This window comes from Arthrobacter sp. D2-10, assembly GCF_054161285.1.
This window is the reverse complement of record NZ_CP096431.1, coordinates 1,583,828-1,596,340: the sequence shown is the minus strand read 5'-3', so window position 1 is coordinate 1,596,340 and position 12,513 is coordinate 1,583,828. Positions and strand designations below refer to the sequence as shown.

Sequence of the window (12,513 nt, the reverse complement as noted above, 5' to 3'; positions counted from 1 at the left end):
CGGGCGCGAGCTGCTACTTAGGAGCACCTAAGACTCCAGGGGAGCAGGTATCGGTTTTTCGCGGCGAATGGAGGCTGCGAAGTCCACGCGGAACAACCGTTTTCATCCTAGCCGGTTGCGGGCAACCGGGTGCGTTCAGGCCGGACGGAGAACAGAGACTGACTCCATATGGTGGGTGTGCGGATACAGGTCGAACACTCGCAGGGAGTCCAGCTGCCATCCGGCGGCCGCAAAGTAGGCGACATCCCGCGCGAAGGAAGCCGGATCGCACGAGACGTACACGGCCGCCTGTGCGCCGGTGCCGGTAATCGCACGGACAACCTCCTTTCCCGCTCCCGCCCGGGGAGGATCCAGGACGACCGCGTCAAGGTGCGGCCGGCGCTCCCGCAGCACCTTCTCGACCTTCCCCTGCACGATGTCGACGTGTGCTTGACCGTGCAGGTTTCGTCGCGCGTCCCGGCTCGCGGCGGGGGCACCCTCGACTGAAAGCACTGCACCGGAATCCCCCACCTCTCCGGCAAGTGCTGCCGTGAAAAGTCCCGCGCCGGCGTAAAGGTCTGCAACACGCTGTCCGGATGACGGTTCGAGTCCTCCGAGCACCGCTTCCGTCAATACCCGCGGTGCACTGCGGTGAATCTGCCAGAACCCTTCGCCGGTGACCCGGAAGCTATTGTCACCGACAACTTCGCGGACCCACGTGCGGCCGCGCAGGCGTGTCAGGGTGCCGGACTCGGGATTCCAGGCGGCCACCGACGCACCCTGAATCTGATCAGCCAGCGCGCGAACTTCCCGATTGGGAGCATCCTGTGCCGCCAGGAGCAGCACCAGCGGCTCGTCATCTCCCGACCCCGCGGCGACTTCAACACCGTCCACGCCGCTGAAGTTCAGGTTCCACAACGCGAGGTCATTGATTGAGGAGACGGCCAGCGGCATGTCCGCCACGGGAATCAGCTCGGTCGAGCGGTGTTCGTGCATCGAAAGATGCCCGTCGCCGTTGACAGCGAAACCCACGCGGGTGCGCCATCCCAATCCGTCGGGGGTCTCGTCCGGGACGGGCTCGACAGTGATCTCCCGGTCCACTTTCCCCAGCCGATGGAGCTGTTCCCGAAAGACTTCCGCCTTCAGCCTGCGCTGGGCTGGGAGGTCGATATGGCCGAACTCCGCGCCACCCACCGGCCGCGTTCCCCGCATGCCCGCCAGGACGGCGTCAGCAAGCGGCCACGGGTGGTTCACGCGGTCCGGCGACGCCTGAACGACGTCGGTGGCGTCGGCACGCCAGAAGCGGGCGTCGTCGTCGTGCTCTGTGAGACGGGCCTTCACCACCTCACCCGGCAGGGCGTGGCGCACGAAGATCACCCTGCCCTCGTGCCGGGCAACAAAGTGCCCGCCGTGGGCGGGTGGGCCGATGGTTAGTTCGATTTCTGGAGTGTGGGTCACCTGAGGTCCTGGAATTTTCGGGCGGCATCGGAGGATGCCAGCTGCCATGGCACGCTTGCCACCATAACCCCCGGCTCGAAGTGGAGCCGGGTCTTGATGCGCAGCGCCGTTTGGTTATGCACCAGCTGCTCCCACCACTTGCCCACAACGTACTCGGGGATGTAGACCACAATGAGGTCCCGCGGAGAGTCACGGCGCATGGACTGGATGTAGTCCATGATCGGCTGGATGGTGTCGCGGTAGGGGGAAGCCAGGACCGTGATCGGCACCGGCACTTCGAGGCGGTCCCAGTCTTCGAGGGTTCGCCGCGTTTCCTCGGGGTCCACATCGACCACGATCGCATCGAGCCGTGAGGGTCGGGATGCCCGGGCGAAGGCGAGGGCACGCAGCACTGGCTTGCGCACATGGGAGACAAGAATCACGGCATGCACCCGTGAAGGCAAGGCACGGGCGGACGCGGCGTCGTCGATGGCGAGTTCCCGGGCTACCTGGTCGTAGTGCGCCTTGATGCTGAGCATCACCGCGAACAACACCACCATGGCCAGGACCGCAATCCAGGCGCCGAACTCGAACTTGGTCACAAGTACCACCACCAGCACGGCCGCAGTCAGCAGGAACCCTACGGTATTGATGGCGCGGGACTTGTTCATCTGCCAGCGGCGCTTCTTGTCGACAGTGCTGCGCAGCTCACGGCTCCAGTGCTTGATCAGGGCGAGCTGGGTAGCGGTGAAGGAGACAAAGACGCCGACGATGTACAGCTGCACCAGTTGGGTGACGTCCGCGCGGAACATGAAGATCAGCAGGATAGCTCCGAGGCCGAGCGCCATGATCCCATTGCTGAACGTCAGGCGGTCCCCGCGGGTACGCAACTGGCGTGGAAGGTATCCGTCCTTGGCCAGGATGGATGCAAGGACAGGGAAACCGTTGAAGGCGCTGTGCGCCGCGAGCAACAGGATGAGCGCAGTCGCTCCGACGACGATGATGAAAGGCACGCTTCCGCCGTCGAAGACGGTCCCGGCGAGCTGACTGATGACCGGATTCTGGATGTAGGACCCTGCCACCGGTTCACCATTGAGCAGCAGTTGCTCGGCCGGGTTCTGGACCACGTGCACCCGGGTGGCGTTGGCGAGATAAATGATTCCTGCAGTCATCAGCGATGCGACGATCCCAAGGATGAGGAGAGTGCTCGCAGCATTCTTCGCCCGCGGACGCTCGAAGCTCGGAACGTTGGCGCTCGGAGCCTCCACTCCCGTCAGCGCCGCCGCGCCCGAGGAGAAGGCGCGCAGGATCAGCAGCGCGCCGGCAAGCCCCACCAGTCCGCTCTCAAAGGCAGGATCGGGAATGATCTCGAAGCGCGCACTCGGCGCCTCGCCCAGTGTTCCGGTGAGCCGCTGGACAAAGCCGGCAGTACACAGGGCGAGGATCGCAGCCATGAACACATAGGACGGAACAGCAAGCACGCGCGCGTCGCGCGTGAACCCCCGAAGGTTGACAACCACCAACACGACGACGGCGGCCGCTGCCAGGGCAGTCTGCGTGCCTGCAAGCGCCGGTGCGAGAGAGATGACGTAGTGCGCCCCTGCCGATACGGATACCGCCACTGTGAGGACGTAATCAACCATGAGCGCCGCAGCGACCGTAACTCCGGCGCCATCCCCCAGGTTGCGGCGGGCTATCTCGTAATCACCGCCACCTGAAGGGTAGGCGTGGACAGACTGGCGGTAGGAGGCGATGACCACCAACAGAACCACGATGACCGCGAGGCCGACCCAGGGAGACACCGCGACGGCTGACACACCGGCCAGCGCAAGGGTGAGCAGGATCTCGTCGGGTGAGTAGGCGGTCGACGAGAGGGCGCTGGTCGAAAAGAGCGGCATCGCGATCTTCTTCGGCAGCGTTTCATGCCGCAGCCGGTCGTTGCGGAACGGCTTGCCCACCAACACCCGTTTGGCGGCCTCGAAGAAAGTCAGCACAGCCCACAGACTAGCGCGTTTGCACGCCCCGACCTCCACTAGGCTTGTGGGATAACCAGCAGCAGACAAGCAGGGGTGGCGCAGTGGCGCATTTCGTAATCATGGGCTGCGGACGGGTCGGCGTGAGCCTGGCGCACACGCTGGACGAATCCGGCCACAGCGTGGCGATCATCGACCAGGATGACCGGGCGTTCCGCAGGCTGCGCGGCTCCTTCGGCGGACGCAAGGTGACGGGCGTAGGCTTCGACCGTGACACCCTGAAGAGCGCCGATATCGAAAACGCGTACGCTTTCGCCGCGGTGTCGAGCGGAGACAACTCCAACATCCTGGCGACCCGGGTGGCGCGGGAAATCTTCCACGTACCGCACGTCGTCGCACGTATCTACGATCCAGGCCGTGCAGAGATCTACCAGCGCCTCGGTATCCCCACGGTGGCGGCGGTCCGCTGGAGCGCAGATCAGGTCCTCCGCCGGATCCTCCCCGAGCAGAGCATCAACGGTGACTTCCGCGAGTCTTCAGGGCGGCTGATCCTCGGTGAACTCAACCTCCACGACGGCTGGTTGGGACGTTCCATCAAGGACATCGAAAAAGCTGCCGGCGTGCGGGTTGCCTACCTCACCCGCTTCGGCGAGGGAATGCTGCCGGGCAGCGGAACCAGTTACCAGGAAGGCGACGTTGTGCACGCCATGATGGAGACCGCCGCAACAGACGAAGTGGCTCGGGTGCTCTCCAAGCAGCCGCGGGAGGAGCAGGAATGAAGGTTGTCATTGCCGGCGCGGGAAGCGTCGGATCCTCGATCGCACGTGAACTGCTGTCCAACAACCACGACATCCTCCTCATCGATGAGAAGCCGGAGGTGGTGGGCCGCAGTGGGCTGAAGGGCGCACGCTGGCTGATCGGTGACGCGTGCGAGCTGACCACCCTCAAGGACGCGAAACTGGAAGAGGCCGACGTCGTGGTGTCCGCTACCGGCGACGACAAGGTGAACCTCGTGGTCTCGCTTCTGGCCAAGAGCGAGTTCGGCGTCGGACGGACCGTGGGACGGGTGAACAACCCCAAGAACGATTGGATGTTTGACGATTCCTGGGGCGTCGATGTCGCAGTCAACACACCGCGCCTGATGACAGCCCTGGTGGAAGAGGCGGTCGAAATCGGCGACCTCGTGCGCCTGTTGACCCTCCAGACCGGCGTGTCTGCCATTGTCGAGTTCACTGTGCCCCATGATTCGTCCCTGATCGGGCGAACGCTGGGGTCAATCGAGCTGCCCGCGGACTGCACGGCAGTTGCGATCCTTCGCGACGACGCTCCCATCACTCCCAGCCCCGACGACGTTGTCGAGGCCGGTGATGAACTGTTCTTTGTTGCCGCGATCGCAGCCGAGGACGCTCTGCGGGCGGCATTACGGTCCGCTACCTGACGTCCCCTTACGCCGGCGGATGCTGCTGCTTCTCGAGCGCCGGACGCGATACAAGCCAGGCGAACCAAAGCCCCAGTGCATAGAGTGGGACACCCATGGCCACACGGGTGGCGCCGAGGGCGGCGATGTTATCTACGAGGTACAGCGGCACCTGCACGATGAGCCGCAAGGCGAGTACTGCGATAATCAGCCAGGTGGCAAGTGAGTAGGCCTTGATCCGCGCCGGGTGCTTGCGCCAGTCGGTGCCCTCCCCCCGGATGAAACCGAAGAGCAGTCCCGCCAGGGGCCAGCGGACAGCAATGGAAATCACCATGCCCACGATGTAGGCGGCGTTCGTGAAGAATCCGGGAAGAAAGAAGTCTTCCGCGTTGCCCGTTCGGTTGGCAACAAACGCGCAGATGCCCACGCCGATCAGCCCGGACAGTGCCTGGGTCAGCGGCGTTTTGGTGAGCAGGCGGACGACGGCGAAGACCGCTGAGACTGCGAGGGCAACAATGAGTGAGAGCTGCAGGTCCCGCGCCACGGTGAAGATAACGGTGAACAGCAGGCCGGGAAGTATGGCTTCGGCCAGTCCGCGCACTCCGCCGATGGACTGCATGACATCGATGCGTCCGCTTTCGTCCTGCCGCACGCCGGCTTTCGCGGCATACTGGCCTGCGATCGCTCCGAGTCCGTTATCTGTGGCTGGCTGATCGGGGGCGTCGGCCGCCTCGTTGCCCGGGCGGTCCTCGGCGGACTGGTTCACGGTGACTCCTCAGGGCGGCCGACAATCTCGTACCGCGGGTTATGAATAGTGCGTATTCCATCGACCATGCTGACCATCCCCTCGAAAGCCAGGTTGATACCTGGGTCGATCCCGGGAACCCTGCGCTGGCCGTTCCAGATGAGCCGGACCCTTCGATCCCGGTCGGAACCTCGTGGACCGGCGGTGGAATCACCGGGATCCAGGGCAACCGTCGCTGAAAACTCGGGCGGAGCACTCCGGGGCAGAATAGTCACACGCTCCACGAAGCCCCTCCCGGCAACGCGTCCGCGGTTGGGGAAACCGGTCCCCCTCCCCTGCTCCCGGTGGGCTGTAGAGCCATGATCAGCCAATGTGGGTGATCTCGGGGCCCCGCCGCAGCGGATCGTCGGGCGCCGTCTTCGGCCGTTCAGGCTGCTGCTTCGGCGCACCCGCGTCCTTCGGCAGCCTGAGCTGCAGAAGTTCCCGTGGAGGCAGCGGATGGTCCCCACGGACCACAACCACATTGCGGAAGAGCTGCTCCATTGGCTCTGCCAGCGCGGGATCCATGGCGGCTGGCCCCCCGAAGACGCCGCGGAGGAACCAGCGCGGGCCGTCAACGCCGACGAACCTCGCCACCCGGAACCCAGCGCGGCCATCCGGCGTCTGCGCGGGGAGTTTCGCAATCAGTTCTGTGCCGAACTCGCCCTCACGCTCCTCGACGGTTCCACCCTGCGATCCGACGGATGCAGCGATCTGCCCGCGGATCTCGTCCCAGAGCCCTTCCGACCGTGGAGCGGCGAAGGCCTGAAGCTGCAGATTCGAGCCCTTGATATCCAGGGTGACTGCGATAACCCGCTTTGTCCGTTCCTCGACCTCGAGGCGGAGCTGCAGGTTCTCGGCAGCGGCAATCCGCAGGGCTCCAAGATCGATATAACCCGAGCTCGTGTCCTTTTCAGCATCGTCGAAAGGACCGGTCGCAGCACGACCGGTGGCCAGCGCAACTTCCTCCCGTGCGCTGGACGGCTCGAGTTCCTCGCCGGCTTCGGTGGTCTCGCCGGATTCAGCCGCAGTCGTTGATGCAGTGCTACGGTTTTCGTTCTTCTTGCGGCGCCCGAAAATCATGATCGGGATCCTCCTTCAGTGGTCATCGGCAGCCCTGTCGCTGCCAGTCGTTGCGTCAGCGCGGGGCGCCTGTGGTCGGAGTGAATCCCCCGGTCGAACCGAAGCCGCCCTCCCCGCGAACGGATTCGGGCAGCTCGTCCACCGCCACGAATGCCGCCTGCTCGACCTTCTGGATAACCAGTTGGGCAATGCGGTCGCCCCGGCGGAAGGACAGGGCAGCGGAGGAGTCCGTATTCAACAGCGTCACGGCCACCTCACCCCGATATCCGGAATCGATGGTCCCCGGGGCGTTCACGACGGTGATCCCGTGCTTGGCTGCGAGGCCGGAACGGGGATGGACGAATGCGGCGTAGCCGTCAGGCAATGCCAGCGCAACGCCGGTCGGGATGAGGGCACGCTCTCCGGGCCGAAGTTCGAAGTCGACGCGGGTGCGAAGGTCGGCACCGGCGTCGCCCGGGTGCGCATAGGCAGGGGGTTCGAGTCCGTCGTCGAGCATTTTGATCTGCACGGACAATGCTTCAGCGGTATCAAGCACGTCTTCTCCTGCACGGGTCTTTTTGATGGCGGCGCAGTATGCGCTGCGCATCGGCGATGCGCCGGAAGTGCACGGCGCACCGGAGCACTTTGCTCCATTTACTGTAGCGCTTCCACCCGACCGCCCACTCCTCGGCGTCAGGATGAAAAGCGCCCCGAAAGGTGCTTAGCTAGCTGATATGCCTACAGGATCTGCCGGTGAATCGGTTCTTTATGAAGAGAAGTTGTGGCCGGCGCCGTGGATCTGGATCGTGGTGGCGGGTGCGGCTCTTGCCTCAGTGTTCACCTTCATACCGATCAGCGTTGAGGCAGGCATCATAGCCGCCGTCGTGGTCGCGGCCATTCTGACCACCCTGCTGGTCCTCTCAACTCCGAGTATCAGGGTGACGTCCACCGAGCTGCAGGTGGGCAAAGCGCAGATCGAGCGGAAGTACCTGGGGCGCGTCGAGGCTTTCACCGGAGCCGACGCGACGGCCCAGCGCGGACCAAGGCTCCATGGGAAGGCCTATCTCTGCATTCGAGGCTGGATCTCGCCCGTCGTCAAGATCGTGATCGAGGATGCCGAGGACCCCACGCCCTACTGGTTAACATCAACGAGGCGGCCCGAGCAGCTGATCGCTGCCCTGACCGCCCCGTCACAAGGAGCCTAGGCGGGACTTCTCCGCCTTCGTTCGTCGACCTCACTTACTGGGCTCCACGTCGCTGGGCCCCGAATCAGCCTTCGCAATCCTTGCAGTAGGCCATACCGTTCTTTTCCTTTGCGATCTGCGAGCGGTGGCGCACCAGGAAACAGGAAGCGCAGGTGAATTCGTCGGCCTGCGCGGGAAGCACCCGCACCAGCAGTTCTTCGCCGGAGAGGTCGGCGCCCGGAAGTTCGAACCCTTCCGCAGCATCAGCCTCGTCCTCGTCGACAACCGCGGACTGCTTGTCCGTGCGACGCGTCTTCAGCTCCTCAATGGAGTCTTCGCTGAGTTCGTCGTCGGTCTTCCGCGGCGCATCGTAGTCAGTCGCCATAGTTAGTTGTTCACGCTCCGGAGGATGTGGGTGGTGTATCGGTGGACTGTTTGTGGACTGTGGGAGCCACGGTCGAATCGCTACACAGGAACGGTGCGTAATAAGCGCAAGGCTCCTGTCCGTGTCACAACGCTGAAGGGGATCATTTTGTGCCCGTTCCGCAGAGATTGTTGCTGATCGACTTCAATAAAGCGAATCCATGCATAAGTTCCGCGCCACACCAGGGATGAAGTAGGAACGGGACCCTTTGAATGGCAGAGTTTCACCGAAAGTAACGTATGTCGGCTGGAGGGTTTTTCATGCAGGAGCTACGGCTGGTAGGCGTGGATGAGGGCGGAGGTCATCTGCTGCTGAGCGGTGAAGGTGGGACTTCGTTCCGCCTCCCTATCAACGAGGCGCTGCGGATGGCGAGCTCAAGGCCGTCCACGCGTCCGATGCGCCAGGAAACGCCGGTGAGCCCGGACAAGCGTCCGCCGTTGAGCCCCCGGGACATTCAGGCGCGCATCCGGGGTGGTGCGACTGCCCAGGAGATCGTTGACGAAACGGGCGTGGAGTTGCAGCATGTCCTGCGCTACGAGGGTCCGGTACGGGCGGAACGCGACTACATGGCCCAGCTGGCGCAGCGCGTCGAGGTGGCATCCCCGCTGCCCTCCAACGACGGCTACAGGTCCGCGTTCGGGGACAACCCGGCTCAGCTCGACGACATGGTCCGGTACCGGTTGCAGGCCTTTGGAGTGGACCCCGAGACCGCCGAATGGGATGCGTGGCGCAAGCCGGACGGTCTCTGGACCGTCGTCGTCCGGTTTGAACTTCCCACCGGTTCCGCAGCCTCGGTCGGAGAGGAACCGCCCGCCCAGTGGACCTTCAACCCGTCGCGCCGGACAGTGCTGAACGCCAACCGCTGGGCGCAGGTCCTGAGCGAGCTTGAGCCGCTGGACGGGCCGCTCCCCTCACGGAGGCTCAGCGCGGTAGCCGACCGCGTTTTCGACTTCGAAACCGATGCTGCCGTCGAGGAACCAGAGGAATCCGATTCCGATGAGCTGCTCGAAGTGCTTCGCTCACGTCGCGGCCAGCGCCTCGGTGCCGATGAAGACGGCGACGATGCCCTCGCGCTCATGCTCGCAAAGGGACATGTTCCTGCCGCGCATCCCCGCCCCGTCCACGAGGACGCAGACATCAGCGAGGAGCACGGCGTCGCGGCTGAATCCCGGTCCTTCCCCGGGCTGAGCCTTGCTCCGTCCATCTTCGAGGGACAGAACCGGGAAGACACGTACGACGACGGCACGCCGCGTCTGTTCGAAGGCATCAGCACCGATACACGTGAGATCAGCGTTATCGCGAGGCCGCAACCAATCGGCAACGACTCTGCAGCCGCACCAGCCGCTTCCCTTGAGGACAGGCTTGCAAGCCAGGCAGTGGACCGCTCTCCTGAACCTGAAGAATCCCATGACGCGGCGCCCAAAGCCACCGACCATTCCGCTGACCGGAAGATTCGTCCCAGGCGTTCGAGCGTCCCAAGCTGGGATGAGATCGTCTTCGGGACCAAGGGCGACTAGCCAGCCAGACCAAGCGGAGGCGCCAGCAGAGGCGACCAACCAAGCGGGATGCTGGACCAACCAAGCGGGACGCTAGAGGCGCGCCGCTGCCGGATCGAACGGCAGCGGTACCTCGCTTCCCGCATGTCTGCCGGCCGTCTGAGCGGTAACCCGTCGCATGTGGTGCCTGCGGCAGAGCGTTTCGTAGCCGATGACCGGGCCGGCGGGCGCGTCGAGTTCGTCCAGGCCCCCTCCTGCCAGTCTCGGCTGATTTGGATCAGCTTCAGCGGCCGGCGGTTCCACATCGCCCACCACCATCTGCTCGCCCTCCACTACCATGACGCCGTCCACCGTGCGTGCGTTATGGGTGGCCCGCCGTCCGCACCAGCAGAGCGCCTCGACCTGGAGTACCTGTGTTCTGTCAGCCAGTTCGATGAGCCGCTGCGAGCCGGGGAAGAGCTGGGTGCGGAAGTCGGACGTTATTCCGAACGCAAACACGTCGATATCCATGTCATCAACCACACGCGCGAGCTGCTCGATCTGCTCGGGAGTATAGAACTGGGCCTCGTCGCAGATGAGATAGTCAACGCGTGTCCCGTGGGTTCGCCGTCGTACGAGTTCTTCCCAGAAATCAGTATCCGGGCGGACCTCCACTGCCTCGGTTTTGAGGCCCAGGCGACTGGAGATAACCGACTCGCCGGCCCTGTCATGGGAGCTGAAAAGTAGCCCGCCGCGACCACGCGCACTGTGGTTGTGATCCATCTGGAGTGCGAGGGTGGACTTGCCGCAGTCCATGGTTCCGGAAAAGAACACCAGTTCGGCCATCCGTCAGCGCCCGACTATCCGGGCCGGGACGGGCCCGGGTTTCTTCAGGGTGAGCAACGGCACCTCGCGTTCGGCGCGCGTGACCGACCCATGCTGGCCAATCACCTGAAGGGCCGAGGCGGGCACCCGGCGGGTGTCGTAGAAGGCCACCGGCTCCCTCGCCGCCACCAGGATGTTCCCGATGCGCGACACGACGTCCGGCGCAACGCTGCCGAAGTACCCGGCAGCAATCGCCTCCTCACGGGTAAGGATCCAGGCTCGCGCGGCGTGGGCGTTCCGCCACGAAGCCAGGAGTTGTTCCATACCAGCGTCGGGAAGGTCAGGTTCTGTATAGAGGTGGACCATGCGGGGCTCGCCGCCTGTGTGGGCCACGCCGTCAACCAGGTCGGCATCAGCGGAGAAGTCGATCTGTTGCGCCTGTGCCACGTCCACCATGCCGTGATCGGCCGTCAGCAGCAGCAGGGTGTGCGGTGGAAGCTTCGCGGTGAGGAGACGCATGGTCCGGTCGAGGTCCTCGAGCCTGTCCCCCCAGTCCGGCGAGGCGCAGCCGGAGCGGTGCCCCGTCTTGTCCAGGTCGTTCAGGTATAGGTAAACCAGAGCCTGGTCGTTGGCCGTCAACGCCTGGCACACGGCCTGGACGCGGGCTTCGGGAGTGCTGCCCGCGACATAGGCTCCGCCCCGCAGAGCTGCCCGGGTGAGTCCGGAGCCGTCAAAACGGGCAAGTCCGACGCTGGTGACGGACACCTGTTCCGCAACCCTTTCGAACACTGTCCGGTGCGGCTGCCAGCGTTCAGGCCGGACGGCGGCATCCCATCCGCCCAACATGTTCACGATCCTGTCCTGCTCCGGATCGAGAACGTCGTAGCCTACCAGGCCGTGCTGGCCGGGCGGCAGGCCGGTACCGAGCGAGGCGATGGCTGCCGCCGTCGTGCTGGGAAACACGGAGCCGAGCTTGCGCGATGAGTCAAGGAACTGGCGCAGGAAAGGTGCGTGCCCGGAGCGCTGGCGCAGCAGGGCCGCACCGAGCCCGTCCACCAGGACTACGCAGACCTTCCGGGCTGAGGGCAATTCAAGGGTATTGACGAATCCGGGAAGCCCGAGGGCTGCGGCGGAACTGGTGAAGACCTCAGCGACCGTCGAGCGGCCATAGGCGGGTGCAGCCGGGAGTGGCTCCCGGTGAAGGGGTGTCGCGGTCACGTGTCGGGTTACCGCCCGTGGTGAGCGCGGCTGAAGCGGGTGGCCAGCCCCGGTTGCCGGCGGTTGGCGCTTGGCTGGTTGACGACGACGCCGGCGACAGTGGGATTCGCGGTGCTCACCGTACGCAGGGCGCGGGCGAAGGACTTGGCGTTCTGGACGGCCTGCAGTCCGTCGGCTTCTGCGCTGACACGCAGCACGATGTCTTCCTGGGCGATGGTTCCGGTGTAGCCGTGGTCGGCGTCGCACTGGGGGTCGCCGCAACTGGCGGGTCCCATGTCGAGTCGCTGCCCGCCGGACCACGCGATTCCGAGGGTGAGCTCGCGGGCCGGATCCGATGGCTTGTAGTTCTGCGGCTGCGAGTACAGGTAGCTGAGCACTACGGAGCGGATCTGGCTGACCGGAACCGACTCGGTGGAAACCTGCGCGGTCACCTGTTCCCCGGCGTCGTCCAGTTGCTGGTCATCAACGTGCGTGACCACCAGCATGTCCTCGGTCAGGACAAGGACGGTGATGTGCCGGCGCACTTCCGTGCGTTCGAAGTGGGTTTCCAGGTGGACCACATGGGACAGCGGTTCCCTGCCGTCCAGGGCGTCGTGAACGACGTCGGCCACCAGTCGCGGGTAGAAGCCCGCTCGTTCAAGGGAGGCATCCAGGTCGCGGCGTTCCGCCGACAGCGATGGAGTCATGCTTCCAGTGTGACTTATCGCGGTAGCGCACGCCTAACCGGAAGGCACC

The 12,513-nt window shown here is 64.7% G+C and carries 14 protein-coding genes; 4 read left to right on the top strand and 10 right to left on the bottom strand.

The features are described 5' to 3' along the window. Window positions 1-135: 135 nt before the first annotated feature. Window positions 136-1,437 (bottom strand): class I SAM-dependent RNA methyltransferase, encoded by a 1,302-nt coding sequence (locus M1D74_RS07430; RefSeq protein WP_458117011.1) that lies wholly within the window; start codon window positions 1,435-1,437, stop codon window positions 136-138. After that, complete coding sequence (locus M1D74_RS07425; protein WP_309071054.1) at window positions 1,434-3,410, bottom strand: APC family permease; 1,977 nt, start codon at window positions 3,408-3,410, stop codon at window positions 1,434-1,436. Before M1D74_RS07425 ends, M1D74_RS07430 begins: the two co-directional genes overlap by 4 nt. 83 nt (window positions 3,411-3,493) lie before the next feature. Between M1D74_RS07425 and M1D74_RS07420 the strand changes: the two genes are divergently transcribed. Together M1D74_RS07420 and M1D74_RS07415 are read left to right on the top strand one after the other, a co-directional pair. Then, window positions 3,494-4,168 (top strand): potassium channel family protein, encoded by a 675-nt coding sequence (locus M1D74_RS07420; protein ID WP_309071055.1) that lies wholly within the window; start codon window positions 3,494-3,496, stop codon window positions 4,166-4,168. Then, window positions 4,165-4,827, top strand: a complete 663-nt coding sequence (locus tag M1D74_RS07415; protein WP_309071056.1) for a potassium channel family protein — start codon at window positions 4,165-4,167, stop codon at window positions 4,825-4,827. Before M1D74_RS07420 ends, M1D74_RS07415 begins: the two co-directional genes overlap by 4 nt. 7 nt (window positions 4,828-4,834) lie before the next feature. Here the strand turns inward: M1D74_RS07415 and M1D74_RS07410 are convergent, their stop codons facing one another. The 4 genes from M1D74_RS07410 to dut all read right to left on the bottom strand — a co-directional run bounded on the left by M1D74_RS07410 (window position 4,835) and on the right by dut (window position 7,169). Then, entirely contained in the window at window positions 4,835-5,572 is a 738-nt protein-coding gene (locus M1D74_RS07410) for a DUF3159 domain-containing protein (protein ID WP_375164391.1), read from the bottom strand. Continuing rightward, the gene (locus M1D74_RS07405) at window positions 5,569-5,826 is read right to left on the bottom strand and encodes a single stranded DNA-binding domain-containing protein (RefSeq protein WP_309123791.1); all 258 of its coding nucleotides are present in this window, start codon (window positions 5,824-5,826) and stop codon (window positions 5,569-5,571) included. The genes M1D74_RS07410 and M1D74_RS07405 overlap by 4 nt, the downstream gene beginning before the upstream one ends. A gap of 88 nt (window positions 5,827-5,914) precedes the next feature. Next, on the bottom strand, window positions 5,915-6,673 hold the full coding sequence (locus M1D74_RS07400; RefSeq protein WP_309072695.1) for a DUF3710 domain-containing protein: 759 nt from the start codon (window positions 6,671-6,673) through the stop codon (window positions 5,915-5,917). A 55-nt stretch (window positions 6,674-6,728) separates the two neighbouring features. Continuing rightward, the gene (dut, locus tag M1D74_RS07395; protein WP_458117156.1) at window positions 6,729-7,169 is read right to left on the bottom strand and encodes a dUTP diphosphatase; all 441 of its coding nucleotides are present in this window, start codon (window positions 7,167-7,169) and stop codon (window positions 6,729-6,731) included. Between the two features lie 217 nt (window positions 7,170-7,386). Between dut and M1D74_RS07390 the strand changes: the two genes are divergently transcribed. After that, window positions 7,387-7,857, top strand: coding sequence for a DUF3093 domain-containing protein (locus M1D74_RS07390; protein WP_309123790.1), 471 nt, complete (start codon window positions 7,387-7,389; stop codon window positions 7,855-7,857). A gap of 64 nt (window positions 7,858-7,921) precedes the next feature. On the opposite strand, the gene M1D74_RS07385 is transcribed toward M1D74_RS07390, so the two are convergent. Continuing rightward, on the bottom strand, window positions 7,922-8,221 hold the full coding sequence (locus tag M1D74_RS07385) for a DUF4193 domain-containing protein (RefSeq protein ID WP_309072698.1): 300 nt from the start codon (window positions 8,219-8,221) through the stop codon (window positions 7,922-7,924). A 299-nt stretch (window positions 8,222-8,520) separates the two neighbouring features. Between M1D74_RS07385 and sepH the strand changes: the two genes are divergently transcribed. Continuing rightward, window positions 8,521-9,777 carry a septation protein SepH gene (gene sepH / locus M1D74_RS07380; protein WP_458117010.1) on the top strand — a complete coding sequence of 419 codons (1,257 nt, stop codon included), beginning with the start codon at window positions 8,521-8,523 and terminating at the stop codon, window positions 9,775-9,777. 72 nt (window positions 9,778-9,849) lie between these two features. Here the strand turns inward: sepH and M1D74_RS07375 are convergent, their stop codons facing one another. The 3 genes from M1D74_RS07375 to M1D74_RS07365 are packed head-to-tail and all read right to left on the bottom strand — an operon-like array spanning window position 9,850 to window position 12,464. Further along, window positions 9,850-10,581 (bottom strand): thymidine kinase, encoded by a 732-nt coding sequence (locus M1D74_RS07375; RefSeq protein ID WP_458117009.1) that lies wholly within the window; start codon window positions 10,579-10,581, stop codon window positions 9,850-9,852. Window positions 10,582-10,584: 3 nt separating this feature from the next. Further along, window positions 10,585-11,778, bottom strand: coding sequence for an alkaline phosphatase family protein (locus M1D74_RS07370; protein WP_458117008.1), 1,194 nt, complete (start codon window positions 11,776-11,778; stop codon window positions 10,585-10,587). Window positions 11,779-11,786: 8 nt separating this feature from the next. After that, the gene (locus M1D74_RS07365) at window positions 11,787-12,464 is read right to left on the bottom strand and encodes a DUF5998 family protein (RefSeq protein ID WP_309071355.1); all 678 of its coding nucleotides are present in this window, start codon (window positions 12,462-12,464) and stop codon (window positions 11,787-11,789) included. Between the last annotated feature and the right edge of the window lie 49 nt (window positions 12,465-12,513).

Bases quoted from the DNA above. Each gene is read 5' to 3' on its own strand.
- M1D74_RS07375 (WP_458117009.1), bottom strand. From the start codon at position 10,581: ATGGCCGAACTGGTGTTCTTTTCCGGAACCATGGACTGCGGCAAGTCC.
- M1D74_RS07400 (WP_309072695.1), bottom strand. From the start codon at position 6,673: ATGATTTTCGGGCGCCGCAAGAAGAACGAAAACCGTAGCACTGCATCA.
- M1D74_RS07415 (WP_309071056.1), top strand. From the start codon at position 4,165: ATGAAGGTTGTCATTGCCGGCGCGGGAAGCGTCGGATCCTCGATCGCA.
- M1D74_RS07390 (WP_309123790.1), top strand. From the start codon at position 7,387: ATGCCTACAGGATCTGCCGGTGAATCGGTTCTTTATGAAGAGAAGTTG.
- sepH (WP_458117010.1), top strand. From the start codon at position 8,521: ATGCAGGAGCTACGGCTGGTAGGCGTGGATGAGGGCGGAGGTCATCTG.
- M1D74_RS07365 (WP_309071355.1), bottom strand. From the start codon at position 12,464: ATGACTCCATCGCTGTCGGCGGAACGCCGCGACCTGGATGCCTCCCTT.
- dut (WP_458117156.1), bottom strand. From the start codon at position 7,169: ATGCTCGACGACGGACTCGAACCCCCTGCCTATGCGCACCCGGGCGAC.
- M1D74_RS07385 (WP_309072698.1), bottom strand. From the start codon at position 8,221: ATGGCGACTGACTACGATGCGCCGCGGAAGACCGACGACGAACTCAGC.